General features: G+C 59.1%; 23 protein-coding genes. 7 read left to right on the top strand and 16 right to left on the bottom strand.

All coding sequences use genetic code 11. The features are described from left to right. Window positions 1-107 precede the first annotated feature (107 nt). From ACYZTS_RS21255 to ACYZTS_RS21225, 7 genes are all read right to left on the bottom strand, one after another. Complete coding sequence (locus tag ACYZTS_RS21255) at window positions 108-1,292, bottom strand: type III PLP-dependent enzyme (RefSeq protein WP_461991855.1); 1,185 nt, start codon at window positions 1,290-1,292, stop codon at window positions 108-110. Continuing rightward, a complete protein-coding gene (locus tag ACYZTS_RS21250) occupies window positions 1,289-3,064 on the bottom strand; it encodes an IucA/IucC family protein (RefSeq protein ID WP_461991853.1) in 1,776 nt (591 codons plus the stop codon). The genes ACYZTS_RS21255 and ACYZTS_RS21250 overlap by 4 nt, the downstream gene beginning before the upstream one ends. After that, window positions 3,061-4,203 carry an MFS transporter gene (locus ACYZTS_RS21245; RefSeq protein WP_461991851.1) on the bottom strand — a complete coding sequence of 381 codons (1,143 nt, stop codon included), beginning with the start codon at window positions 4,201-4,203 and terminating at the stop codon, window positions 3,061-3,063. Before ACYZTS_RS21245 ends, ACYZTS_RS21250 begins: the two co-directional genes overlap by 4 nt. Beyond that, complete coding sequence (locus tag ACYZTS_RS21240; RefSeq protein ID WP_461991849.1) at window positions 4,188-5,969, bottom strand: IucA/IucC family protein; 1,782 nt, start codon at window positions 5,967-5,969, stop codon at window positions 4,188-4,190. Before ACYZTS_RS21240 ends, ACYZTS_RS21245 begins: the two co-directional genes overlap by 16 nt. Then, window positions 5,966-7,165: an ATP-grasp domain-containing protein gene (locus ACYZTS_RS21235; protein WP_461991847.1), complete on the bottom strand. Its 1,200-nt coding sequence runs from the start codon at window positions 7,163-7,165 to the stop codon at window positions 5,966-5,968. Before ACYZTS_RS21235 ends, ACYZTS_RS21240 begins: the two co-directional genes overlap by 4 nt. Window positions 7,166-7,240: 75 nt before the next feature. Then, the gene (locus ACYZTS_RS21230; protein ID WP_028621292.1) at window positions 7,241-9,346 is read right to left on the bottom strand and encodes a TonB-dependent receptor family protein; all 2,106 of its coding nucleotides are present in this window, start codon (window positions 9,344-9,346) and stop codon (window positions 7,241-7,243) included. Between the two features lie 35 nt (window positions 9,347-9,381). After that, entirely contained in the window at window positions 9,382-10,065 is a 684-nt protein-coding gene (locus ACYZTS_RS21225; protein WP_461996507.1) for an HpcH/HpaI aldolase family protein, read from the bottom strand. Between the two features lie 228 nt (window positions 10,066-10,293). Between ACYZTS_RS21225 and ACYZTS_RS21220 the strand changes: the two genes are divergently transcribed. Further along, complete coding sequence (locus ACYZTS_RS21220) at window positions 10,294-10,653, top strand: bleomycin resistance protein (RefSeq protein ID WP_461991845.1); 360 nt, start codon at window positions 10,294-10,296, stop codon at window positions 10,651-10,653. A 106-nt stretch (window positions 10,654-10,759) separates the two neighbouring features. On the opposite strand, the gene ACYZTS_RS21215 is transcribed toward ACYZTS_RS21220, so the two are convergent. After that, entirely contained in the window at window positions 10,760-12,499 is a 1,740-nt protein-coding gene (locus ACYZTS_RS21215; RefSeq protein WP_461991844.1) for a dipeptidase, read from the bottom strand. A 236-nt stretch (window positions 12,500-12,735) separates the two neighbouring features. On the opposite strand from ACYZTS_RS21215, the gene ACYZTS_RS21210 reads away from it, so the two are divergent. The 3 genes from ACYZTS_RS21210 to nirD all read left to right on the top strand — a co-directional run bounded on the left by ACYZTS_RS21210 (window position 12,736) and on the right by nirD (window position 17,175). Next, complete coding sequence (locus ACYZTS_RS21210; protein ID WP_461991842.1) at window positions 12,736-13,905, top strand: DUF1624 domain-containing protein; 1,170 nt, start codon at window positions 12,736-12,738, stop codon at window positions 13,903-13,905. A gap of 331 nt (window positions 13,906-14,236) precedes the next feature. Beyond that, window positions 14,237-16,798 carry a nitrite reductase large subunit NirB gene (nirB, locus tag ACYZTS_RS21205; protein ID WP_461991840.1) on the top strand — a complete coding sequence of 854 codons (2,562 nt, stop codon included), beginning with the start codon at window positions 14,237-14,239 and terminating at the stop codon, window positions 16,796-16,798. Beyond that, a complete protein-coding gene (gene nirD / locus ACYZTS_RS21200; protein WP_028621297.1) occupies window positions 16,798-17,175 on the top strand; it encodes a nitrite reductase small subunit NirD in 378 nt (125 codons plus the stop codon). Before nirB ends, nirD begins: the two co-directional genes overlap by 1 nt. A 136-nt stretch (window positions 17,176-17,311) precedes the next feature. Here nirD and ACYZTS_RS21195 read toward each other — a convergent pair whose 3' ends face one another. From ACYZTS_RS21195 to ACYZTS_RS21175, 5 genes are all read right to left on the bottom strand, one after another. Beyond that, window positions 17,312-17,944, bottom strand: a complete 633-nt coding sequence (locus ACYZTS_RS21195) for a response regulator (protein ID WP_028621298.1) — start codon at window positions 17,942-17,944, stop codon at window positions 17,312-17,314. 27 nt (window positions 17,945-17,971) lie between these two features. After that, entirely contained in the window at window positions 17,972-19,333 is a 1,362-nt protein-coding gene (locus ACYZTS_RS21190; protein ID WP_461991838.1) for a cache domain-containing protein, read from the bottom strand. 143 nt (window positions 19,334-19,476) lie between these two features. Continuing rightward, window positions 19,477-19,896, bottom strand: coding sequence for a LysR family transcriptional regulator (locus tag ACYZTS_RS21185; protein WP_461991836.1), 420 nt, complete (start codon window positions 19,894-19,896; stop codon window positions 19,477-19,479). Between the two features lie 34 nt (window positions 19,897-19,930). After that, entirely contained in the window at window positions 19,931-21,064 is a 1,134-nt protein-coding gene (locus ACYZTS_RS21180) for an MFS transporter (RefSeq protein ID WP_461991834.1), read from the bottom strand. Then, entirely contained in the window at window positions 21,061-21,609 is a 549-nt protein-coding gene (locus ACYZTS_RS21175; RefSeq protein WP_461991833.1) for a TetR/AcrR family transcriptional regulator, read from the bottom strand. Before ACYZTS_RS21175 ends, ACYZTS_RS21180 begins: the two co-directional genes overlap by 4 nt. 112 nt (window positions 21,610-21,721) lie before the next feature. On the opposite strand from ACYZTS_RS21175, the gene ACYZTS_RS21170 reads away from it, so the two are divergent. Beyond that, window positions 21,722-22,072, top strand: coding sequence for a hypothetical protein (locus tag ACYZTS_RS21170; RefSeq protein WP_461991832.1), 351 nt, complete (start codon window positions 21,722-21,724; stop codon window positions 22,070-22,072). On the opposite strand, the gene ACYZTS_RS21165 is transcribed toward ACYZTS_RS21170, so the two are convergent. Further along, the gene (locus ACYZTS_RS21165) at window positions 22,046-23,092 is read right to left on the bottom strand and encodes a membrane dipeptidase (RefSeq protein WP_461991831.1); all 1,047 of its coding nucleotides are present in this window, start codon (window positions 23,090-23,092) and stop codon (window positions 22,046-22,048) included. The two genes, ACYZTS_RS21170 and ACYZTS_RS21165, sit on opposite strands and share 27 nt — an antisense overlap. A gap of 208 nt (window positions 23,093-23,300) precedes the next feature. Here ACYZTS_RS21165 and ACYZTS_RS21160 point away from each other — a divergent pair, with 208 nt between their 5' ends. Both ACYZTS_RS21160 and ACYZTS_RS21155 read left to right on the top strand, forming a co-directional pair. After that, window positions 23,301-25,358 (top strand): carbon starvation CstA family protein, encoded by a 2,058-nt coding sequence (locus ACYZTS_RS21160; RefSeq protein ID WP_028621302.1) that lies wholly within the window; start codon window positions 23,301-23,303, stop codon window positions 25,356-25,358. Between the two features lie 14 nt (window positions 25,359-25,372). Next, complete coding sequence (locus tag ACYZTS_RS21155; RefSeq protein ID WP_028621303.1) at window positions 25,373-25,570, top strand: YbdD/YjiX family protein; 198 nt, start codon at window positions 25,373-25,375, stop codon at window positions 25,568-25,570. 90 nt (window positions 25,571-25,660) lie between these two features. On the opposite strand, the gene ACYZTS_RS21150 is transcribed toward ACYZTS_RS21155, so the two are convergent. Both ACYZTS_RS21150 and ACYZTS_RS21145 read right to left on the bottom strand, forming a co-directional pair. Continuing rightward, window positions 25,661-25,891, bottom strand: a complete 231-nt coding sequence (locus ACYZTS_RS21150; RefSeq protein ID WP_028621304.1) for a DUF6555 family protein — start codon at window positions 25,889-25,891, stop codon at window positions 25,661-25,663. 127 nt (window positions 25,892-26,018) lie between these two features. Continuing rightward, window positions 26,019-26,318: a hypothetical protein gene (locus ACYZTS_RS21145; RefSeq protein WP_461991830.1), complete on the bottom strand. Its 300-nt coding sequence runs from the start codon at window positions 26,316-26,318 to the stop codon at window positions 26,019-26,021. Window positions 26,319-26,326 lie beyond the last annotated feature (8 nt).

The raw sequence follows: 26,326 nt of genomic DNA, 5'->3' as shown, positions 1-26,326 counted from the left end.
TTCCCGCTGTCAGTGTTTGTGTTGGGTGCAGGTTGTTGCTTTCGGTAGGCCTGGCCCTGAAATCGGGCTAAGCCTATTGGCAGCTACAGATACGTGCGGAAGTGGAATCAGCCCTCGATGAAAACCTTCAGCGGTGGTTCGTGCATCAGGAAGTTCTGGTGCGAGATGTTCCAGGCATAGGCGCCCGCGAGAGTGAATACCAGCAGGTCACCAATTGCTAACTGCGGCACCGGTTGTTGCCTGGCGAGGACGTCCTTGGGCGTACACAACTGACCCACCAGCGTTACGAGCTGGTCGCTGATTTGCGCCGGCTGCGAGCCTCGCAGTACCGTGAACGGATGGTCGTGGCCTTGTGCCGCAGGCGTGCGGAAGTGGTGAGTACCGCCGCGTCCGATGGCAAAAAACTCACCATGGCTGCTTTTGATGTCCAGCACCTGCATGAGGTAATAGCCACAGGCAGCGCTGATGAAGCGGCCGATCTCGAAACGTATGCGGGTCGCGCCCATGTCATACTCGTCGATCAAGCCCTTCAGGCCCTGACAGAACGATGGCCAGTCGAATGACCTCGCCGCATCCTGATAGTTGATACCCATTCCTCCGCCAACATTCAGCAGCGGTAGTTGCAGGTCGTGGTCGGTGCACAGCTGACGGAAGGTCAAAAAGTAGCTGCGAATCAATTCAAGGTGCGCGTTGACATCCAGCTGGTGCGACAGCAGATGAAAGTGCAGCCCCTTGAGCTCCAGCGACGGCTCTTCGCGCAGCAATTGCAGGGCGTTTGCCAGACCTTCTTCATCCAGACCGAACGGCGTGGGTTTGCCGCCCATGACCAATCGACTCTGCGGTGCCTGAGCCAGCTTCAGATTCAATCGCAGCATTACCGGAGCCCGCACACCGCGTTCGCGGGCGATGCGTGCCAGACTTCGCAGTTCGGTCACGCTCTCCACGTGAAATGCTGAAATCCGGTACTGCATCGCAATGTCCAGTTCGCGATCGAGCTTGCCCGGGCCACCAAAAATCAGCGGCTGGTCGGGGCACTGCTCATGCAGCCATGTCAGTTCGCCGCCCGAGGCCGCCTCGAAACCATCCACCCACGGCGCAAGGGTTTTCAGCACCATGGCTTCCGGGTTAGCCTTGGCTGCGTAGAACAATTCGCAGTTTTCAGGCAGCACCTGACGCAGTGCCTTTACATGACGTTCAAGGGCCGGCAGATCGTAGACGTACGCGCACAATGGCGCGTCGTGTTCGGCCTTGAGCTGCTCGATGCGGCGGGTGACGGAGGCAGGAAGATTCATGCGCGTTTCCTCTTTTCAGTGATCGTCAGCGGACTGGGCAGTGAGGTGTAACCGGCCTCTCGGTCGGCGCGCATCATCAGGCGCGTCATGAAGTTTTCTTTACTCGGGAAAGGCGCGCCGGCGCACAACTCCCGCAGTTCTGTGGGATGGCCGAGAAGCGCGGATTGCGCGTGCAGCAGGTCGCCGATTCGCGCCCATAGCTGTTGTTCCAGCACGTCGCTGCCGTTGGCCAGGTGGAAAATCGCTTCGCCGAGATTGTTCACCAGTGCGCAGTAACCGACTCGCTGCCACGCCTTGTCCGCGCTGTAGTACACCGAGCTGCGAGTACGTTCATCCAGCGCACTCAGACGTTCGGCGGGCCAGATTTCAGGGACCAGCTTGGTGCCTTCCAGATCGCGAATCCAGATGTGGTCAGGCAATCCGTCTTCACTGAAACCAATCACCGTATTCTGCAGATGCGGCTCCAGCACTACGCCTTGGCGGAACAGGCAATACAGCACACCTGCGAGCATCTGGCTGGCGTAGGCATCCAGCCAGTTCAGCGTGGCTTGCTCAATGGTCAAACCCACCTTTTTGGCGTAGCGCCGCACCTGTTGGCGGCACACGCTGCGACCTTGGTTATCCCAAGTGAACAACGCCATTGCCACTTGCGGCTGGTACCGCTCGCAGTCGGCGACGGAAATGTTTTCCCGGTAAACGATACCGAAGCATTCGGTGACTTCGCGAGACTCTTCGAGCGTACCCAGGGCGCTGAGGTCCAGGCTGGTAGCGCTTGGCTCGGACATCAACATGAAGCCCGGTTGTTGTGTCGCCAACTCGCTCATGATCGGGCCGAGCAGACGAGTGAGGGCGACGGCGCTGTCCAGTTCATACCAGGCGTTCTTGCGTACGCAGTTGGTCAGACGCACATGCATCGAGAACTTCATGAAATAGGCCATCTGCGGATGGTAGAGCGTGCGCACCGACGACGTCGGGTACATGGCCTGACCGAGGGGGCCGAGGTATTCGATCAAACCCTGTTGTTGCGCACGCTGTACCAACGGGTCGGCCAGCACCCGGGCGACTTCCCAGGGGTGGCACGGGTAGGCGTCTTCGCGTCCCGACAGTTGGCGCAGAGTACTGCGCGGATCTTCGCCCTGATGATGAATAAGCGTGGGGTCGACCTTGAACCAGTGCAGCTGAAAGTGCGCACCGACTTCCGGCGAGCACGCCAGCAGGTCGTCAAGGGAGACGCCTTCGCGACTTTTCGGTGTCGGATGCAGAGCGTGTCCCCACAGCTGATGCTGCTCGGAGGCCAGCAGGCTGTTGGCCGCGTCGTTGGCCGGGCGTGAATGACGCAAAAAGGTGCTAGTAACTTGCAGGCTGTTGGCGACCTGTTGCAGCATCTCGCCGACGCGGTCGGCACCACTCAATGGGGTACAGAGCAGGCGCGCCAGTTCGAGGGCTTTCAACGGGCGCCAGCTCTGGTTGCTGCCTTTGAAATAGGGCGCGCTGGTGTAATGGCAGCGACCCAGAAGGCTGGCGCGATCAATGCGTATGACCAACCGGCCAGCAGGCAGGCGAATGCTGATGCAACGGCCGTTGGCCTGGCGCAGGCTCATCGGCAGATCATGCGCCTGATAGTTCAGGTTCGCTTCGTTGCGTGGCAATGCATACTCGCGCAGATAGCAATTGAGCAGGCACTCGATGGCATGTCGCTGGGCTTCGCCATCGAGGGCGTTATCGTGCAGCGATACGGGGTTCAACGATGCAGTGTTCATAACGAGCGTCATGCCGGAATCTCCCGGGAGGTCATCAATAGAGGGCGCGCGAGCACCATGGCCGTCATGGCGGCCAGGCACGCAATAAGGAAGGGGGACGCGATGCCGCAGGTTTGACTGACCAGTGCGGCGGCGGCACCCGCAGCGGTACCGGCCCATTTGCCACTGGAGTCGAACCAGCCGAACAATCGACCGGCGCTGCCTGTTCGGCTGCGCTGGCTGAGGCAGCGGTGCAGCCCGACAAAACTGAGCAGCATGCCGGCCCCGCTGATCAGACGCAGAATAAACAGCAGCTCGGCCTGCACGCTCCAGAATTGCAGCGCGTTACTGATTGCGAGCAACGCCAGCCCCGGCAACAGCAGGTTGCTCTGCTGTCTCTGTACCCAAGGCAGGGCCAGCAGGTAAACCAAGTGCGGCAGGCTGTAGAGCATGCCGATCACGGCATCGCTGCCAATTCCCAGTTGCTCGCCGAAAGGCATGAAGTAGGGAAAGGTGACGACCATCGCGAAGCTGAACAGAAACTGCACGGCCAGCAGCCGTGGCATGTCTTGCGGCAGTTCGCCCAATGCCTCGGCTTTTTTACTGCCCAAGACATGCCTGGGGGCATCCTTGGGCAACGGCAGGATGAGTACGAAGGCCAGCAGGGGTAACCAGGCCAGATAGCGATACAGGCTCAACCCCATGCCTTGAGCAGTCAGCAGCCCCAGCAGAATCGGGCCACTGATCATCGCCAGGCGCGCCGAATACTGTGTCCAGTTCAGGGCGCGGGATAAATCGCCGCCCTTGAACTGGGTCGACAGGTAGGCATTGGATGCCGCCATCGCGCCGCCGAAGGTGCCCTGGATGATCAAGGCCAGGACGAATACCGTCAGATTGGGGCTGAAGCCTGCCAGCAGAAAACCCGCGAACAATCCGGCATGAGCACGCAGCAACGACAAGCGACAGCCGTTGCGATCGGCCCAGCGTCCCCAGATCGGCGCCGCCAGTGCGGTGCATAGCGTCGGCAACACGAACAGCACTCCGATGGCCCACCCTGGCGTGTCAGGTGCGAGGTCAGCGAGGATGCGCGGCAGGTACAGTGGAATACCCAGCGCTGTGAAGGCTGAAAGGTAATGTCCCAGCAGGACGCTGGAGATCAGTCGCCGTTGCATGGGGTGTCCTCCTGCAGGAAGTTCGCCGCGCTGTAACCATAGAATTTGTTGATGTCGCTGGCGCCTGAATGCGCCTTGCTGAACAGGCTGCCGGCGCTGAGCAGGTATTTCACTGGCAATTTCGGGCTGTCGAGCAGCCATCGGCGCGCATCGTCGCAGTCGATACCTTCGGCTTCGAGTTGTTGCAGGCAGGTCCTCAGACGCTGACGCAGCGAGTCGTACAGGCCGGATCGCGAGATCAGGCCTGCGGTCGCTATCGCTTCCAGGATCGCAACAATGTTCAACTGCAACGTGATGGTGCAGAACATCTCGGCCAGCGGCTGGCTGCTGTCGACGCGAATGCGCTCGTCCTGCAAGGCCGCCGGCAGATCAGCGAGATGCGGGCAGGCAGTGGCGAAACGCTGAGGCCACAAACGAGCGGCGTCGTTGTCCTTCATCAACAGACGCAATGGCTGACCTTGCTCGAACATCAATACGGCGTTCTGCTGGTTGGCCTCCAGCGCGATGCCGTAATGCAGCCACAGTCGCAGATGCACCTGCAGCAGTAGATCGAGATAATCATCCAGCCAGTGTTGCAACGACCCCGCGTAGAAGCGCTCGGCCAGTTGTTCAAGGAACAGGCGCCCGTCGGCAAGCGGGCTGGCCAACGCGGCGACTGGAACCAGAGTGATGTTCTCCAGCCCTGTCGGATAACGGCGCGCGATATAGGCCAAATGTCGACTCTCGGCGGCATGACCACCGTGTTTTTCGTCCACGTGCAGATAACGTGACGACAGCGCCACATCGCGCTCGGTCAGGGCCTGCAAGGTGGTCTGGAACCAGTGACCGTCGTAGAGGGTGCCGGGCTTGATCAGGCGCAAATTGCGCGCACCGAGCGTGCTGACCAACAACGGCAGTTTGATATGCCACTGAGGTTGAGTGATGCAAACCACCGTGCGCACGGACAGCGTTGGCTCGACCTGCATCGCGGTACGCGGAGCCTTGAGGGACCCATCAGGCAAGCCGTATTGCTCCAGTTCGCACCATGTCAGCGGGTGCACTGGCAGTAATGAATGACTGTTTTGCAGGGCTGATGACAAGCCGACTTCCTCGAAGTCCGGCCAGTGCGGCGGCTGCGCGCTGGTCAGGGTCAGGGCGTTGTTGGGAATCGCCAGCCAGTTGAGTTCGAAGCGCGGCGCGAACTCCGGCGCGTAGCCTCTGAGCGCGGCGGCATCGAAACCGCTTTTGGCCCGTGCCGTTGGATAAAACGGGTGATCCAGGTAGCTCGCCAGTTGATCGATCTTCAGCAACCTCTGCGACCAATCCTTCAGGTCGGTCACATCGCTCAGCGCAGGCGCATGTTGCCGATACGCCTGATTACACAGGGTCCGGTGTTCGCTCGCGCAATCGGCTTCGTTCAGATACGCCGCGAACAGCGCCAGACTGTCTTCGTCCAGGCCGTGGCTCAGGTGGCCGAGCCAGAGCGCGTAGCCGCGTTGAGTCTCGCCGTGGCCTTGTGGCGACACTTTGATCCAGGCGTCACCTGTTCCGATCCAGTCCTGCAACGGATACGCCTGGACCACCGGCAGCCAGAGTTCGTCGGGGCCCAGGTGGGCGATTCGCAGCCAGCTTGCATCGGACTGATGCTGCAAGTGTTGACTCAATTCTTCCGGCATCGGGCAAATCTGTCCTGCGCTGACGATCCCCCGGATGTCCTCCCGCAGGCAGCAATCGATGATGCGTCCAGTCATGTACGCCTGATCCTCGGCGTCCGGATACCGGCTCATGACATCACCCACTTCAGGTTGTTCAGCGTCATATTCAGTTGCGCTTCGAGGCTTGCTTCATCCGGGGCGATCAGTCTCAGTACGCCAACATAGTCCTTGTTGGAATGGCTAATGGTCACGGTGTCGCCGGTGTTGTGAAGTGCGCGGTAATCGCACCAATGGCTCTCACTTTCGCGATTGAAGCTGGCACTGGCCTGTTTCAGCTGTCCCGAACAGTCGGCTACAAGGTAATGAACGGTAGCTTCGGCCTGCGCGGGTTGTGTATCGACCAGCTTTTCTCCCAGATGCAGAGCGATGATGCGGTCGAACCAGCCCTGTGGCAGAAGTCTGTCCAGCAGGAACTCGCGGCCATCACCGATGCTGCGGTAGTTGATCTCGACCAGTACCGGGCCGTGGGCGGTCAGAATGAACTCGCTGTGGCAAACGCCGAAATTGACCCCGAACGCGGCCACTTGAGCCAGGGCGCCGGCGCGCTGCGCGCGGCTGAGTTGGCCATTCCAGCGTGCGGCGAGTTCTACGAAATGCGGCGGTGCCGAAAGGGTGACGTCGAAGCCACCGATGGCTTGCAGATTGCGCCCGTCGCCCAGCGTCTCGAGGGTAAATAAAGGACCCTCCATGTACGCCTCCAGCAACAACGCCCGGTCCGGCTGCTGCTGCCAGAACTGCTCGCAGTAAACGGCCAGATCGGCGGCGTTATGACACAGTCTGACGTCCAGGCTGGCGACACCTTCACGAGGCTTGGCGACCACTGGCCACGGCGCATCGGTAGGCAGTCTGGAATTCGATGTGATCACCTGGAACCAGGGGCCGGGCAAGCCGAGACGTTGCATGCGCTCGCGCATGGCTGCCTTGTTTTTTGCCGCATAGCACAGTTGCCAGTCCTTGCCGGGGCATTCGAATACCTGCGCCACCATGGCTGTCGCGGTCTGCAGGTGATCGCTGTTGGAGAACACTGCAGCGGGGCGCAAACCCTGACTGTTGAGTGTCTCGACGACCGCGAGCGGGTTGAACACATCACATTCGATAACGTGCAGCTCATCCGGCGAAATGTGCGAGGTGGCGAGCAGGCGCCGGTGCTCCTGAGCGTGGTCAGTAATGATCACGATCGGCAACCCGCGTGCGTGCGCGGCAAACAGAAAACCCTCGAGAATGGCTGGGTGGGCGACGTGGGCGAGAATGACGAATGGGTGTTCCATGGCAGTTTCCTGGGGGCAGCTGCTGACCGTCCCGGAGGATCGGGCAGCAGATTGACAGGGGCGCAGATGCGCGGTTTAGAAGCGGTAGTTGACGCCGAGGGTGAGCGAGCGCTCTGGCGCGGCTTGACGACCCCATGGGCTGGTGTCGATACCGCGGAAGTAGTACTCGCGGTTGAACAGGTTGCTGACCCCCACGGACGCGGTCAAAAGGCTCTCGTCCGCCAGCTTGAATTCACGCTCAAGGGCTGTGTTCCAGAGCCAGTAAGCAGGCAGTTTGCCCACGCTGGCGGTGGCATCTTCATCGCTGGAGTTGGCAGCATCGGTGTAAGCGCTGCTGACATACAGGCCGTCAAGGTTGTAAGTCCAGTGCTCGGCAAAACGGTAACGACCGTCAATCGTGAACTGATTGCGCGAGGAATACGGCACTTCGTTGCCCTTGAATGTGCCGTTGCGTTGCTTGGCATCGAGGTACGCAAAGCTGGCGTGCAGGTCCAGATCAGGGAGCGCTTGCGGCGTCCAGAAAATCTCGCTCTCGAAACCCTGGTGACGTGTGCTGCCAAGGTTATTGAAGCGGTCAGTCGTGGCGTTGTAACTGATCTGGTCGTCGAAATCGATGCGGTACAGATTGAAATCTACGCGCAGGCCGTCCCACGGTGTATAGCGCACGCCGGTCTCATAGTTCCACGCCAGTTCGGCGCCGACATCGCCTTCCTTGACGATCTGCGTGACTTGCGGTGGGCGCAGGGACTTCTGGGCGTTGGCGTAGACATACCAGGTGTCGGTCGCCTGATAACCCACTGTGAGGCCCGGCAGCCATTCTTCGGATTTGTTCTCGCGCGAGAAGCCGGTGATGCCGTCTGCGTAATCCATGCGGGCATTTTCGTAGCGCACGCCGGGGGTGATGGTTAGACGATGATCAAGCAGGCTGATGGCGTTGCTGAGGTAGAACGCGCGGGCGTCGTCATCGAACTTCCAGTCCCGGAATGGCGTCGTTCTACCGGTAGCGACGCTCTGGCGGTTGACCTTGTAATCGATGTCTTCGCTGACATAACGGGCGCCCAGCAACCAGGTCTGGCCAACCGTGTCGCCATCGATGGTGGCACTGATGCGCGGCTCCGAGCCCCAGACTTTGAAATCGCGTGGACCGTCCTGTTTGGTCACCGCCGTACCGTCCGGAGTGAACGGCAGGCCGACGACGAAGTTGCGGTAGCTGTCGTGGGCGAAATTGGTCCAGCTGTATTCCACTGAGTCGAACGGCCCTATGGCGCCCAGGCGCTGGGTGTAGGTACCCCATACGCGATTGGTGTCGCCCTCGAAGCGGTCCAGCGGGCGCGTCGATTGCCGTGGATCATCTTTGTAATCCTTAACGCTCAGTGCACCGGCCAGGTCCATATCGGCCTTGTAGTGCTGGATACCGAAGCTCAGATCGCGATCGTCGTCGATGTTCCACTGTCCGCGCAGACGGTAATTCTGAACATCGGTTTCGGAGTGCTCGCGCCCGGATTCGCCACCCAGGGTGTTGAGGTCCAGTTGCAGGCCGAAGTTGTCGGTCAGGTAGCCGCCGGTGCCCAGATAGTTGTCCCACAACCGGCGCCCGCCAGCGTTAAACGTCAACTTCTCCTGCAGCGTGGTTTCCCACTCGCGCGGAATCGGCTTGCTGATGAAATTGATTACTCCGCCAACGTTGTTCGGGCCGTATTGCACCGCGGCGCCCCCACGCACGATATCAATGCGATCGACAGTGGCCATGGTCATCGGAAACAGTGACATACCCGTCTGGCCATACGGTGCCAGTGCCAGCGGGATGCCATCCGACAACGCTTGAATCCGGCCGCTACGACTTTCGTACAGGCCGCGTACCGATATCTGTGGCAAGGCGCCGGTGCCGGTTTCGTCAAAAATCTTGACGCCCGGTACCCGTTGCAACGCATCGTCCAGACCGCGAACGCTGGCTTTTTTCAGTTCGCTTGCGTCAACGACGCTGCGGCTGCCGGCGTAGGTACGCACCTCTTGATCGCTGGCCGTGCCGAGAACGTCACCCTGAATCACCACGGGCACCAGTTCCATGCTGCTGGCAGGGCTGGCGGACGCATCGACGGGTTGTTCGGCGGCCATGGCAACCTGGCAAATACTCAACGTGATGAGACTGAGAGAAAAATGTAGGGAATTTGTTGTTTTCATGTGGGCTACGTTGGCTCATCTTTTCGGTTGGAGAGTTACGGTTGGAGAGAATGCAGGCGGGCTTTCAATGCGTTATGCAGCAAGCCCCGGTCTTCACCGGCGAGAAAACTCCGGATCCCGCGAGCGCGCCACAGCGTGTTTTGTTCGGGCGTGCGGGGATTTGGGCAGAAAGGTATTGCGGCGCTGAAGCAGGCATCGGCCATGTTTTGCAGCGTTTGCCAGACTTGAGGGTTGAGCGGATCGGGTCCCAGGCCTAGATCGAGGGACAGGTCCAGCGCGCCCTCCATGATCATGCCGACGCCCGGCAGTTGCAGGATGTCGTCGAGCGCGTCGACCCCGGCGCGGCTTTCGATCATGGGAATAATCGGCGTCTGACGATTGGCCAGATCAATGTATTCGGGTAATGGAAGGCGACCGAACCCGGTGATACGGCCACCGGTGATTCCACGCTTGCCCAAGGGAGGGAAGAAGGCCGCTTCGATGGCGCGCTGAACTTGCGCGGCACTTTCGGTACGTGAAAGGACGATGGCTTCGATACCGGCATCCAGCGCCCGACCGATCAGTTTTTCGTCCACTTCGGGTATGCGCAGCCAGGGCGAAATACCCGCGGCCTCACACGCGCGGACACAATGCATGATGTCTTCTTCAGAGCGCAGCAAGTGCTCAAGATCCAGAATCACGAAGTCATAGCCCGCAAATGCGAGCATTTCGCAGAGCATCGGGGACGGTAGAGAGTTAAGCAGGCCGTAGACGTTGTTCCCTGCGTGTAACCGGGAGAACACTGGAGAGGTTCGTATCACTGCGCTAATCCTTCAGGCTGGGTGCGCGCTAATAGTAATCATTCCCAAACATAAGTAAACATTTTTAGTCAGCGCTACGGGATATTCGATCTATCATCCCGAGCGAATCGTCTGGCTTAAGGACGCAACGTCTAAATGGAGAACACAATGACCGACACCAAGCCACGGCTTTCCAAAGCCATCCCGATTCTGGCGTCGACGGATATCGCACGCACACTCGATTTCTACAGAGGATTGGGGTTCAAGGCTCAGCATTTTGAAGATTTTTCTTATGGGATGGCGGCCTGGGGCGACGTCGAGCTGCTTTTCTGGAGCTGCGCTGACAAGTACATCGCCGAAAATACGTCCTGCTACATTCGCGTTGACGATATCGATGCCGTGCATGCGGTACTGAAGGGTGCGTTACCGGAACTCCAGGACGTGAGTCGCACAGCCTGGGGCACCGCCGAGATTTACGTCATCGATCCGGATGGCAACCTGCTGAAGTTCGGGCAGTCGCTCGATTAAAACTATCGTGGTGCAGTGCTGCGGCGACAAAAAAAGCCACTCGATGAGTGGCTTTTCTACATCTGGGGTTTACGTTCTCCGGGGATTGCTGATCAGATCTGGCAAATCAAAGCTTCGGCAACTGCCCGATACGCCCCATCATTTCCGTCACGATCTGCAAGTCCAGCAGAAACTGGTCAACCGTTTTGAACTCGTTATCGGTATGGCCGGTGTATTTCGCCTCAGGCCGCGCCAGGCCAAACTGCACGCCATTGGGTAATTCATGCACCGAAGTCGCGCCGGCCGAGGTGCCGAATTTATGTTCCATGCCCAGGTTTTCGCTGGCAACGGCCAGCAACGCCTTGACCCATTCGCCTTCCGGATTGCGGTACATCGGTTCGGCGACCGAATAATCGAACGCCACGGCGACCTTGGACTTCTTGCTCCAGGCGTCCAGCTTTTCGGCGATTTCAGTCTTGAGCACTTCCGCAGACTTGCCCTTCGGCACACGCAGGTTGACCGCCAGCTTGAAGTTTTTTTCATCCATGCCGACAAATGTCAGCGAGGTGGTCAGCGGACCCATGAACGCATCGGAGAAGCCCACGCCCAATTTTCCACCGAGGTAATCGAGCCCCCAGTTGTCGGCGGCGTAGCGGGCGGCGTCGGTAATGTAGTTGTGCTTGAGCGCGACTTTGCCGTCGAGGCTATTGATGAAGTCGAGCATTCTGGCCACCGGGTTGACGCCGGATTCTGGCTCGGAGGAGTGCGCTGAAACACCGGTAACTGCCAGTTTGACGCCCTTGTCGACGACTTTGGCCGTCACGCTGAAGTCGCCACCATTGCGCTTGACGTAGTCCGCGCCGGCCTTCTCGAGTGTAGCGGCCAGTTCGGCGGGTTGGTCGGTGACCAGCGTAGCGACCGAAGCAGATGGGATCTGGTTGGTCGCCAGGCCGCCGGTCATGCTGGTGATTTCGGCGCCTGTGCCCTCGGCTGGGCGCCGGGCAAAATTCGCCATGACCGTGCCGGAGCCTTTTTCAGCAATCACTACCGGGTAACCGCCGTCCAGCGCCAGGTTGTAGTTGGGTGTCGGGTTGCGTTCGAAGTAGTAAGGGATGGCGTCACTGGTGGTTTCTTCGGTGGTGTCGACCAGCAGTTTGAAATTGCGCGCCAGGGGCAGTTTTTCTTCCTTGATGACTTTCATGGCATACAGCGAAACGACGATGCCGTTCTTGTCATCCTCGGTGCCGCGACCGTACATGCGGTCGCCGATCAGTGTCACCTTGAAGGGGTCGAGCCGCGTGCCGTCCTCCAATACCCAGTTATCTGGAGTCACTGGCACTACATCGGCATGCGCGTGAATGCCGACGACTTCAGGGCTGCTGCCTTCCAGCGAAATCTCGTAGACACGGTTGTCGATGTTGCGGAATTTCAGGTTGAAGGCTTCTGCGAGGTTCTTGATCTTGTCGGCGATCTTGATGAATTCCGGGTTGTCATGCTGGGCCATGCCTTCGACCTGAAAGGTCGGGATGGCCACCAGTTCGCGCAGCGTCTCGGTCGCGGCGCTGCCGTACTTGATCCGCGCGTAGAGGCCAAGCAGACGATGAATTTCGTTCTGTTGTTCAGCGGTGAGGGACTTGTCGCCTAGGAAAGCGCCGATTGCCGGGCCAATATCATTGGATTTGGCCAGGTCGGTTTTCGCCAGGCTGGCGAGGAACTGGCGGAAATCCGTAACCGAGGCCTCGTCAAACGTCTTGAGGATGGTCGCGTTTTGTTGCGGCGTAAGGTTGGCCTGGGCCGATGTGGTGAAGGCCGACAGGCCAGCCACGAGCAGAGTTGTCGCAGCCAGATGTTTGAACGAAAAGTGCATTGCGGAGCATTCCTTTGCGGGTGTGGTGAAGGTGATTGAAACAAAACATTTCCAAGGTAACACCACTGAGCGATTGGGCAATCGCTCATTCGGAATGTGTCGCGGAGCAGGCTGAAAGGGGCGCTCAGATGTAAAAAATGAAATTCAACTGGCTACGTTATAGGGTAACAATATAATCTGTATCCCGATTCCCTCGCGACTCTTTCAACTCACCCTTTTTGCAGTGCGAACTTTTCATGACTGTTGCTACACACCCTCCCGCTGGAACGGCGATTGGCCGACTTCTGTCTATCGATGCCTTACGCGGCATGGTGATTCTTTTCATGCTGCTTGACCATGTGCGTGAAACGTTTTTCCTGCATCGGCAGGTGTCCGATCCCATGGACATCGCCACGACGGAACCGGCGCTTTTTTTCAGCCGCACCCTGGCGCATTTGTGCGCGCCGGTGTTCGTCCTGCTCACCGGCCTGTCCGCCTGGCTATACGGCGAGAAATATGCCGGCAGAAGCGATGTTTGCAGCTTTCTGTTTAAACGCGGTCTGTTTCTGGTGGTGCTCGAATTCACCCTGGTGAACCTCGCGTGGACGTTCCAGCTGCCACCCACCGTCATCTACTTGCAGGTGATCTGGGCGATTGGCTTGAGCATGATGGCCCTGGCGCTGATGGTTTGGTTGCCGCGCCCGATATTGCTCGCGCTGAGCCTGGCAATCATCGCCGGCCACAACCTGCTCGACGCGGTGCATTTCCCGATTGAATCAGCGATGCATGTGCCCTGGGCGATTCTCCACGACCGTGGCTGGATCGATGCCGTCGACGGGCTTCGTCTGCGCACTTCGTATCCGGTGCTGCCATGGATCGGCGTCATCGGGCTGGGTTACGCCATCGGACCGTGGTTCGGGCGGGCGGCCGATGCGCAGACTCGTCAGCGCAGACTGTTGATCGCAGGTGTCATGGGATTGATCGGGTTCGTGGCATTAAGGCTCTTCAACGGTTACGGCGAGGCGCCGTGGCATGAGGGTGAGACCGCCGTGCAGACGCTGATGAGTTTTTTCAACATCACCAAGTACCCGCCGTCACTGCTGTTTGTCACGCTGACCCTGAGTGTTGGCTGTTTGCTGCTTCTGTGGTTCGAACGCCTGCACACCACGCGGTGGCTGCGACCGCTGACTGTATTCGGTTCGGCGCCGATGTTCTTCTATCTATTGCACTTGTACGTACTGAAAGTGCTGTACCTCATCGCCGTTGCGCTAGCAGGGCCTAATCAGGGCATTTTGTTCGGTTTCGACTCGATAGTCGCGGTGTGGCTCACTGCGATTCTGTTGACGATCGCACTGTATCCGCCGGTGAAATGGTTTTCGGCATTGAAGGCGCGGCGGCGTGACCTTGCGTGGTTGAAATACCTGTGACCCGTGCACTTTTATAAAGCCCGAGCGCTTCGATTGCACTAAGGGAAGGCATCGCGTTGAACGTGTAGACACGCTCAACGTCGAGAAAACCTTTGTAAATCAGTGTTTTTTTAATCTGGCACAAACACTGCAAGACATCGGTCAGGCCCACCGCGAATGCAATCGAGTGGGCAGCCCCTCGATCAACGACGATCGATTCACGGGCAACATCGGTGGACCAGGCACAGTCGTCTGCAGTCGATACCGCAAAAGAACAGGCAAAGGCGCCTGGAACCGAAAGGTTTCAGGCGTTTTTTTTTGCTTTCTGAACCGCTTTAGCCGGGTGCTTCTTATGAATTCCAATGTTGCCGCGTTGAACAAATTGCAAACTCTGGTGGTGATCGGCAATGGCATGGTCGGCCATCATTGCGTTGAACAGTTGATTGAGCGGGGCGCGCTTGAGCAGTATCGGCTGCACGTGTTCAGTGAGGAGCCGATGCGCGCCTACGATCGCGTGCACCTTTCCGAATACTTTACCGGCCGCGATGCCGAGTCGCTGGCCCTCGGTCACGCTTCGCTCTATCAGACGCCGGGCGTCACGCTGCATCTGGGCGTACCGGTGCTGGAAATCGACCGCGCGCGGCGTCAGGTGATTACCGCACAAGGATGCGTCGCTTACGACAAACTGGTGCTGGCCACGGGTTCATATCCGTTCGTGCCACCGGTCGAGGGCGCCGAGGGCAATTCACGACTGGTTTACCGGACCCTTGAAGACCTCGACGCGATTCGCGCCGCCGCTGCCAACGCCAGACGCGGCGTGGTGGTGGGTGGTGGATTGCTCGGTCTCGAAGCCGCCAATGCGCTGAAAAGCCTTGGCCTGGAAGCGCACGTCGTCGAGTTTGCACCGCGCCTGATGCCGGTGCAGCTGGATGAAATGGGAGGCATGGCGCTTAAGTCGCAAATCGAACGCCTCGGCGTCGGCGTGCACTTGTCCCGCGCAACCCAGTCGATCACGGCGGGTGAGCAGTATCGCTATCGAATGAATTTCGCCAATGACGAATTTCTCGAAACCGATCTCATCGTGTTCTCCGCCGGCATCCGCGCGCAGGACGCGCTGGCCCGGCAATCGGCGCTGGAGATCGGCCCGCGTGGCGGCGTCGTAGTGGACAACCACTGCCTTAGCAGCGACCCGCATATTTATGCCATCGGCGAATGCGCTTCGTGGAACGGCAGCCTGTTCGGCCTGGTTGCGCCGGGCTACCAAATGGCACGCGGCGTAGCAGCGGTCCTGTGCAATCAGGTCGCCGAGCCGTTCATGGGCGCGGACATGTCGACCAAATTGAAACTGCTCGGCGTCGATGTCGGCTCCATCGGCGACGCTCACGGCAGCACGCCGGGCTCACGCAGTTATCAATTCATCGACGAAGCCAGCGCCAGCTATCGTCGCCTGGTGGTGGATGCCACCGGCAAACATGTGCTCGGCGCGGTGCTGGTCGGCGACAACAGCTATTACGATACGTTGCTGCAATACATGCAGAACGCGATTGCTTTGCCGGCGGAACCGGCGAGTCTGATTTTGCCGTCTTCCGCAGGCGCACCGACACTGGGCCCGGGGGCGTTGCCGGAATCGGCCACGATCTGCTCGTGCCACAACGTCACCAAAGGTTCGATCTGCTCGGCCATCGACGGCGGCTGCAGCGACCTTGGCCTGCTTAAAGCGCAAACCAAGGCCTGCACCGGTTGCGGCGGTTGCGCGGGTCTGCTCAAGCAGGTTTTTGAACATGAGCTGATAGCCCGAGGCGTCAGTGTTGATAAAAGCCTGTGTGAACATTTCGCCTACACCCGTCAAGAGTTGTATGCATTGGTGCGCGTCGAAGGGGTGATCACCTTTGAAGAGTTGCTCGCCAAACATGGTCGCGGCCATACCGGTTGCGATGTGTGCAAACCCGCGGTCGGTTCGATTCTCGCTTCGTGCTGGAACCAGCCGATCATGGATGCGTCGCTGGTGCCGCTGCAGGACACCAACGACACCTTCATGGCCAACATGCAGAAGAACGGCACTTACTCGGTGGTGCCGCGCATTCCCGGTGGCGAGATCACTGCGGACAAACTGATCGCGATCGGTGTGGTCGCGAAGAAATACGACCTTTACACCAAGATCACCGGCGGCCAGCGCATCGACCTGTTCGGCGCGCAATTGCACGAGTTGCCGGACATCTGGGCCGAGCTTATCGAGGCCGGTTTCGAGACCGGCCATGCCTACGGCAAGTCCACCCGGACAGTGAAGTCCTGCGTCGGCAGTACCTGGTGTCGCTACGGTGTGCAGGACAGCGTGCAAATGGCCTTGACCATCGAGGACCGCTATAAAGGCCTGCGCTCGCCGCACAAGCTTAAGTTCGCGGTGTCCGGTTGCACCCGCGAGTGCGCCGAGGCGCAGAGCAAAGACGTCGGTGTGATCGCCACCGAGAAAGGCTGGAACCTTTATATCGCCGGTAACGGCGGCATGCGCCCACGCCACGCCGAGCTGTTCGCCACTGACCTCGATGACGCCATGCTGATTCGCTACATCGACCGTTTCCTGATGTTCTACATCCGCACTGCGGACAAATTGCAGCGCACCTCGGTCTGGCGCGAAAGCCTCGAAGGCGGCCTCGATTTCCTCAAGGACGTGATCATTCACGACAGCCTGGGCCTCGGTGCGGAGCTCGAAGTGCAGATGCAGCTGGTGGTCGATCGCTACGAATGCGAGTGGGCCAATGCCCTCAAGGACCCGCAAAAACTCAAGCGCTTCCGCACCTTCGTCAACGATAAACGCCCCGATCCGGACATTCATTTCGTTCAGGAGCGCGGTCAGCGGCGCCCGATCATGGCCGCCGAACTCAACCTTATTCCCGTCACCGAGGAGATTGCCTGATGAGCCAGATCAATACGCAACCCATCGCAGCCATGACCGGTGCCGAGGTGTGGACGCCGGTGTGTGAACAGCAGGACCTGGTCGACAATTCCGGGGTGGTGGTTTGGCTGGACGGTGCGCAGGTGGCGCTGTTTTATCTGTCGGCGGCTGAAGGTAAAAACCTCTATGCCATCGACAATCACGACCCGCAATCGGGGGCCAATGTGATCGGCCGTGGGCTGATCGGCAGCATCAAGGGCGAGATGGTCGTGGCATCGCCGATCTACAAACAGCATTTCCGTCTGGAAGACGGCAGCTGCCTGGAATACCCGCAACAGCGTCTGCGTGTGTGGCCGGTGCGCTTAAATCAGGGTGTGGTTGAAGTCGGCAAGGCATGACGCCAGATAAGACAGTGGCGCTGCCTGCCCTGTGGGAGCCGATCTTGCTCGCGATGGCGACGTGACATTCAGCGTTTGAGTTGACTGTCCGACCGCGATCGCGAGCAAGCTGTGCTCCCACAGACATCCATGCGTCTCAGCGGGAGATAAGCCCGTGGTCCATCGCGTATTTGACCAGTGCTGCGGGCTTATCGATGTTGAGTTTGCGCCGAATGCTCAGCCGGTGGGTTTCCACGGTGCGCACGCTGATGTCGAGTTCGCGGGCCATTTCCTTGTTGTTCAGACCTTGGGCCATTTTCGACAGCACCTGGTTCTCGCGTGGGGTCAGCTCGTTGTCGGTGGTTTTATCGGCAATCAAACGCTGGGCGATCTCGGCGCTGTAGAAGGTGCCGCCGCTGGCGATGGCTTCGATGGCGGCGATGATTTCCCGTGACGGTGCGTTCTTCAGCACGTAACCGCTGGCGCCGGAGCGCACCGATTCACTGACATATTCGTAGTTGTCGTACATGCTCAACACCAGCACTTTCAGCGCCGGATACTGACCGCGCAGAACGCGGGTGAGTTCGAGGCCGTTGATGTCCTGCAGGCTGATATCGACCAGCAGCAGATCCGGCTGGCAGCGGCCGACCATCTCGATGGCGTCCGCACCATTTTCAGCTTCACCCACGACTTCAAGTTGGGCCATGACCGACAGCAGCGCTCTGATGCCGTCACGCACCAGCGAATGATCGTCAACCAGGGCAACACGGATCGGGGAGGGCAGGTTCATCGCAGGCATTCACTCTTAAAGGGCGGATCAGCGTCTTGCGCCGGGAATTTTCATCGGCAGCAGCACATCCAGCACGCTGCTGCCCGGCATGGATATCAGTTCAAGGCGGCCACCGAAATGTTCGACACGTTCGCGCATATTGCGCAGGCCGATGCCGGCCTGGTGACGTTCAACCTGGGCGACGTTGAAGCCGATGCCGTCATCGACCACCGTCAGTCGAATGGAATCTTCAGAGCCGTGCAGGGTAATCGAAACGTGCCTGGCCTGCGCGTGGCGCTCGATATTGGTCAGGCCTTCCTGGACGATGCGAAACAGTGACACAGCAGCGCCATCGACCAAATGGCAGTCGAATTCATTGTCGTTGTACGTGACCGTGAGCCCGCTGCGTTGCTCGAATTCTTCGGCAAGCTGGCCGATGGCGGCGGACAAACCCAGGGTGTCGAGCAGGGAGGAGCGCAGGTCGTGGGAAAGACTGCGCACCTCGCCAATCGCCTCGCCGAGCCGTTGAGTGGCTTCGCGCAAAATGCTCAGCCCCTTGTCCTGGCCATTTTCCAGCACGTGGCTGGCGAGCTCGAACTGAAACTTGATCGAGACCAGCACCTGGCTGATGCCGTCGTGCAGCTCACGGGACACTCGTGAGCGTTCCTCTTCCTGCAGGCTGACGATGCGCTGAGTCAGGCGCTGCAGTTTTTTGTCGGCGAGGCGGTGTTCGCTGACGTTGAGGGTCATGCCGCTGGCGAACACGAAAAGCACGGCCACCAGCGCCACGGCGGCAATCGCCAGCATCGTGGTGCGAATGCCTTGCGCCACTTCGTCGCGAGCCTGTTGGGTGGCGCGTTCGACGTCCTCAAGGTAAATGCCGGTGCCGAGCATCCAGCCCCAGCTGTCCAGCATGACGACGTACGCAAGCTTGTCGGTGACCTGGCCGGACGACGGTTTATTCCAGGCATAGCGCTGAAAGCCTTCCCCCGATTGCGCGCTTTTAAGCAGCGCCTGAATGACTGGCAAACCTTGCGGATCTTTCATGTCCCACAGGTATTGACCGACCAGATCGGACTGGCGCGCGTGCATCAGGCTGCGGCCCTCGCGGTCGTACACGAAAAAATAGCCGTTGATGCCGAAGCTGAGTTTGCGCAGTTCTTCCAGTACCTGGCGCTGTGCCTGCGCGTCACCCTGGCCATTGTCATAGAGCGGGGCGATCAGGCTCTGCGCCATTTCGACGTAGTTTTTCAGCTCGGCGCGTTTGCTGGCCAGGATGCTGTCTTCGATCAGTTGGGCCTGTTGATCACCGAGCTGGCGGTTCAGCGAAATCACCAGCGCGCAGATAACCGCGATCGCGAGTACCAGCGGTAGAATCCCGAGCGCGACGATTTTGTGTTTGAGCTGCATCTGGGTTCCCGGCTGGACGGAGGAAAGCGGTGGCGAGGCATCATATGCCAAAGCAGCGTATACCCAGAAGCGTGGCTGGACGGAATGATCGTGCACCTGAATCGGTCATTGGAAAAGCCAATCCAATGGCCTCGGGAGTCTGCTCAACTCAGGCGCATCTGGTCTGCCAGAAAATCGATCAATGCGGTAACGCGCTTGCTGCAGGGGCCGCTCGAAGTGACGGCGTGGAGATCTACGTGAGGTAGGGCGTAGTCGTCCAGTGCGGTGGATAACAGATTCTGTTCCAACTCACGTTTTATTTCCCAACGGTGTTTTAACATGATGCCGTAGCCCTTCATGGTCCAATGCCGCAGCACAGCGCTATCATTAGCGCTGCGATTGCCAGTGACTTGAACGTATTTGCGTGTGGTTCGATTGATCAGACGCGTTTGAAGCTGTTCTTCGAGTTGCTGCAGGGCGAGCGTCACGGTTGAGGTGGCTACGGATTGCTGGCGCGCCGCGGCGGTGAGCCTGCCGGTATCGGCGATTCTGACCAATAAGCGTAAGGCATCGAAACTGTCCATAGATCCCTCTTGGGCGCGCTAAAGAATGGCTGCCTTATCCATCGATCCGATGGCCGCGGATGAAAATGGCTAAACAGGCCGCAGCAGCAAAGACAAACAGGGCTGTCACGACATTTGCTGCCTCGAGCATGACACCAAAAAGTGGCGTCCCGGCTGTTTGGCCAAGTGCCAGAACGAGGAAGGGGATACCCAGGCCCAGGACCGGGCGATCTGGAAACAGGTCGATGCCCTGAATCAGATAGACGCCTGTAGAAACAATATAGGCGGCGCCGAATACGCACATGGCCGTGAAGCCAAAGATCGGAGAGAGGGTCGCTGCAGCCAGGCTCAGGATCCCGATCGCCATCCCTAGAAGCGCCAGACCATGCATTCTGCGCGTACCGTAGCGGTTTGTAAGCATGCCGGTTGTACACCCGCTGATACCGGCAGCGCCGAGTGCTATCCAGGCCCAGGCGATGTTGATGTCGTTAAAGCCAAATTTATTACGCAGGAGGTCTGCGCCGAACGTCCAGATCGCAGTACTCGCCAGGCCCATGAGAAAGGCGCTGCTACACAGTGCCAAAAGACCGGGCCTTTGCAGCAGTTTTACGGAGAACCGGGATGCGGTGTCAGTAGCGCCCTGCGCAGGCACGGCAAACCACAGCCACACGGTGACGCTGCCGCCGATCAGCGCAAACAAAGCATAAAGCTCTCGCCATGCCCCGTACGCCAAAACAGCGGCCAAGCCTGAAAAGACAATGCCTGCGGCTGTGCCCGCGTTAATGAAACCGTTCGCTCTGGGGCGATCCCTATCCGCGAGCAGGGCGGCGACAGCGGAGGCGAGCGGGGGCGACGTCAACCCCGTGCTCAGTCCCGCGAGCGCAACGCCGCAGCCCAGCACCAATCCCGAGCCGGCGAAGACAATCAGTCCCATGCCAATTGAAGCGGCCAGGCCTGCGCTGACAGCCATTGCGCGAGGGCTCAGCCTGCCATTGCTCAGAAAGGTCATGATGATGCCAAGACAATAAGCCGCAAAAGCGCTACCGCCGATCCATCCCGCAGCGGATACACCGAGGCCAAGATCGTTGCGAATCTGCGGCAGGAACAGGCCGTAGGCAAATCTTGCCAGGCCGTATGACAAAGCAGTCAAGGCGAAGGCAGCGGCTATCAGGTTATTGCCCGGCTTCATGAGTGGCGTCCTCGAGCACATTCGACCAGCGTGAGCGCAGCGCTCTTGGCGTCATCGATAATTGACACGTTTGAAACGGTGGCGGCCGCCGTTGCGCCCTCGAACAGTAACCAGATCTGATTACGTAGTTCAGCGTCCTCTTGACCGAGCGCAGCCAATACACGCGCGGCCACTTCAGCTCTGAATTCCAGCTTTTGACGCTCAACCAGCCTGGCGATTTCCAGGTTGGCTCCGGCGTATTCGCCACGGGCGCGCAGTAGCATGCAGCCGTGTGCGCCCCTGAGTTTTGTCCAGCAACGAAGCGTATCGAACAGTGACCCCACCGGGTCATTGCTGCTACTTTCCAGGGCGAGCTGTTCCATGAAGGCAAGATGCCTGGCCTCAAGTACCGCGATGACCAGGCCATCCCGTGAGCCAAAATGCTTGTACAGCGTACGCGTTGAAACGCCAGTGGAAGCGAGGATGTGGTCGATACCTATTCCACGAAAGCCTTGCTCCTCGAACGTAAGCGCTGCACCGGCGAGAATTTCATTTCGTTTATCCATGCAAATGAGTGTAAAACGATCGCTTTACCGGTCAAGCCGATTATTCGGATAGTGGGCTCGCCGACGTGCGAGCACCGCGGGTAATGCGCTGCAATGTAGAAGGGGAGTGTCATTGAAGAATACCTGGCTGGCGACGGTGGTCGCTTCCACCATCAGCGTGAGCTTCTGGCTGACGGCGTCCTGGATGGCGGGGGTGAATGAACCGTGGGACGCGCAATGCTACTGGACCGTTCTCTATCCAGCGGCTTTGGCGCTGACATTGATTCTTGGGCTAATGTTTTCAAAACATGCATGGCTGTCGGGTCCTATCGTCATGTTCGGACAGATTCCGTGCGTGATGGCGACCTCCGAAGCGAGTCCTTTGCTCGTTGTCGGCCTTTTGTACGCCCTGCTGTTATCTATCCCGGCAGCGATGCTGTCGTGGGTCGCGCGGGCGTTATACAGGCGAATGACCGTTAGCTGACGCAGAAAAAGCGATAGTCCCGACGTCGGCCTGCGATTTCGGCCACGTCGCCTGGGCGATGCGCAAAAAGTTCTCACCAAAAATCCCATCGATATCCGAAGCGCTGTAGCCCATGAGCGACAGCTGCGCAGCGACGGTGTTGAGCCTCTCGGGTTGCAGCTGGGTGTGCCCAGCCATCTGCCCGTAATGTTCCGGTGGCCACCAGTCATTTGCGTTTTCGCCGGCAGGCAAGTCATCGAGAGAATGGAACTCGGTATCCAGGCCCAGGCCGATGTGACCGGTCCCGACTCGCTCGGCCAGGTAATCGATCTGACGGATGAAAGCGGCGACCGAGGCCTCAGGATCTCCCATGAAAATCCGTAATCCCGTCAGACCTATCACGCCTCCCTGCGCTGCGCAGGCGAAAATCTGCTCGTCGTCGATTGTTCGTGGATGCTCAAAGATGGCCTTGACGTTGGTGTGAGAAAAGATCACCGGGCGTTGAGATATGGCCATGGTCTCGAGGCTTGAACGTTTACTCGCATGGGAGCAATCGATGATGATGCCGGCCGTGTTTACAGCGCTGACAACGTCACGCCCCAAATGGGTCAACCCCATTCCCGAACCATGACAACCGCCTGCAACGGGGTTGTCGCGATTGTAGGCCAGCAGCATCTGGCGAACCCCAAGCGCCGCGTACAGCTCGACCATCGCCGGGTCCTGAAGGAGCATGTTGGACCCTTCGAGATCAAAAGAGACCGCCATCTTTCGATGCGTGAGGGCATGGCGAATGTCGTCAGTGGTAACGACCTGCACGTAGTCTTCCGCATGGGACGCAATCCAGCTTCTAAACCCTGCAATCACCTGCATCACCGTACTGAACGGCGTCATGTCCATACCGACGTTTATCGAGACATGCTGAAAGCCTGCATCTCGATACCTTGCCAGGCCCGACATGTCGTACCCGGGAATCAGGGGGAGACACGCGTGCGCTTCCCATCGAACGACAGGCGTTGTGCTGGATTTCGAAGGGCTGGACATCTTGATAACTCCGCTATTGGGTTGCCTGTGGGAGCCTTGTCGTGGCCGAAAAACGGTAGCGTCTACGTAGAACTACGTAGACCGCGCGTACGTAGTAACGCGGATTTATTTGTAGACGGCATGCGCGGATATTGGGCCAGCTCCGCTCAGCGGACACAATTATAAAAAATTACCGCCGCAGTCACTGGCTGTCGGCAGGAGACACGCTATGCCCCGTATGGCTAAACACCTCGCCTGGTTTGCCGTGGCTGTCCTGGGAGCGTTCGCGCTGAGTGTCGTGGCCTTGCGCCGCGGCGAAGCCATCAACGCCCTGTGGATCGTAGTCGCAGCAGTCGCAATCTACCTCGTTGCTTACCGTTATTACAGCCTGTTCATCGCCACCAAGGTGATGCAGCTGGACCCCAATCGTGCCACGCCCGCCGTGCTCAACAATGACGGTCTGGACTTCGTGCCGACCAACAAACACGTGCTCTTCGGCCACCACTTCGCCGCCATTGCCGGTGCCGGTCCGCTCGTCGGCCCTGTGCTCGCCGCGCAAATGGGCTACTTGCCCGGTACGCTCTGGCTGATCGCCGGTGTAGTGCTGGCGGGCGCGGTACAGGATTTCATGATCCTGTTCCTCTCCACCCGTCGCAACGGTCGCTCGCTGGGCGACATGGTCCGAGAGGAAATGGGTCGCATCCCCGGCACCATCGCGCTGTTCGGCTGCTTCCTGATCATGATCATCATCCTTGCGGTGCTGGCGTTGATCGTGGTCAAAGCGCTGGCCGAGAGTCCGTGGGGCATGTTCACCGTGATGGCGACCTTGCCGATCGCAATGTTCATGGGCATTTATATGCGCTACATCCGCCCGGGTCGTATCGGTGAAATCTCGATCATTGGTGTGTTGCTGTTGCTGGGCTCGATCTGGCTCGGTGGGCAGATCGCTGCCGATCCGGTCTGGGCCAAGGCATTCAGCTTCACCGGCGTGCAAATCACCTGGATGCTGATTGGCTACGGTTTTGTCGCAGCGGTATTGCCGGTGTGGCTGATCCTCGCTCCGCGTGATTACCTGTCGACCTTCCTGAAAATCGGCACCATCATTGCGCTGGCGATCGGCATCCTGATCACCATGCCCGATCTGAAAATGCCGGCACTGACGCAGTTTATTGACGGCACCGGGCCGGTGTGGAAGGGCGGTCTGTTTCCGTTCCTGTTCATCACCATCGCGTGTGGTGCGGTCTCCGGTTTCCACTCGCTGATTGCTTCCGGCACCACGCCGAAATTGCTCGCCAGTGAAGGCCATGCCCGCTACATCGGTTACGGCGGCATGCTCATGGAATCGTTCGTCGCGATCATGGCGATGGTCGCCGCTTCGGTGATCGAGCCGGGCGTTTACTTCGCCATGAACAGCCCGGCGGCTATCGTTGGCAGCGACGTAGTAACGGTTGCACAGACTGTCAGCAGCTGGGGTTTTGCGATCACTCCGGAAGCGTTGCAGGCGGTGGCCACCGACATCGGTGAAACCACGATCCTGGCCCGTGCCGGCGGTGCGCCGACCCTGGCGGTCGGTATCGCGCAGATTCTGCACAGCGTGCTGCCGGGTGAGAACACCATGGCGTTCTGGTACCACTTTGCGATTCTGTTCGAAGCGCTGTTCATTCTGACGGCCGTTGACGCCGGTACCCGTGCCGGCCGCTTCATGCTGCAGGATCTGCTCGGCGCCTTCGTGCCGGCGCTGAAACGCACCGAATCCTGGACCGCCAACCTGATCGCCACCGCCGGCTGCGTGGCGATGTGGGGGTACTTGCTCTATCAAGGCGTGATTGATCCGCTCGGTGGCATCAACACCTTGTGGCCGCTGTTCGGCATCTCCAACCAGATGCTGGCCGGTATCGCCCTGATGCTCGCCACCGTTGTGCTGATCAAAATGAAACGCCAGCGCTACATCTGGGTGACCATGCTGCCTGCTGTCTGGCTGCTGATCTGCACTACGACCGCGGGCTTCATCAAGCTGTTCGACGCCAACCCGGCGATCGGTTTCCTGTCGCTGGCCAAGAAGTACAGCGATGCGCTGGCCAATGGACAGGTGCTGGCACCGGCGAAAAATATCGATCAGATGCAGCATGTGATCTACAACGCGTATACCAACGCGACGCTGACGGCGCTGTTCCTGTTCGTGGTCTTCAGCATCCTGTTCTTTGCGCTCAAGGTCGGTATCGCCGCCTGGGGCACCAAGGAACGCACGGATAAAGAAGCGCCGTTCCAACCTGTGCCAGATGCCTGAGCGAGGAGGGCCGCATGTTCAATGACCTGAGTCGCCTCGGGAAATACCTCGGTCAGGCCGCGCGCCTGATGGTGGGGATGCCCGATTACGACAACTATGTCGAGCACATGCAGACCAAACATCCGGACCAGCCGTTGATGAGTTATGAGGTGTTCTTTCGGGAACGTCAGGAGGCTCGTTACGGCAGCAAGGCCGGACCGAAGTGTTGTTGAAATACATCTTCAGGTAACACGATAAAACCGTAGGAGCAGAGCTTGGCCAGTCTGACTCCTACGGTTTTTTTTCGTCCATGGTAAACGTGCTCACGGTAGCTCTTCCCAAGAGACCTCGGTCAAACCAGCAGAACTTGCATGTTCGAGCAAGCGCAGGTGATCGTCCTGCGGGTACGACTCCCCATACAAAAGGCCTACGCCGGAGTGCAGGCACGCGTAATACCAGGCATCTTCATCGGTCATGTGTGAATCCGGCTGGACGAATATTCGTCGAGCCTTGCTAAAGCTGTAAGTGATTTGAAAATGCCGAGGGCGCGTCATCCGATTCTCCAGGTGATGTCGCTACGACATTAGTGGCGGAGTGCCAGTTCCGTGGCTGCTGTAAAAAATTAAGTAACCGGTCAAGAAAAAGCCCGCTGATAGCGGGCTCTGACACATCACGAAGTATTCAACTGCCGCCGCTACCACCTCCACCGCCACCACTGCTGCTGCCGCCACCCGCCTTGTCACCGCCGCCGGTTTTCGCGCCGCCAGGGGTCGGGCCGCTGTCAGTGGTTCCGCCGTCGGCACCTTTGGGCAACGAGCCGGCATCCGGGTCGGCATTGGTGCTTGGGGAGGCAGGCTGCCGGGTGTCCGTCGCCCCATCACCGGACATGCCCGTGCCAGTCGAGGTGGCCGCCATAACGTGAAACGAGCACGCCGAGAGGATGCCGGCAAGCGTGAGCACCGCAATTCTGTTGTTCATCATTTTGAATC

The sequence above is a fragment of the Pseudomonas sp. TMB3-21 genome (genome assembly GCF_054898145.1).
This window is presented reverse-complemented; position numbering and strand designations above follow the sequence as displayed.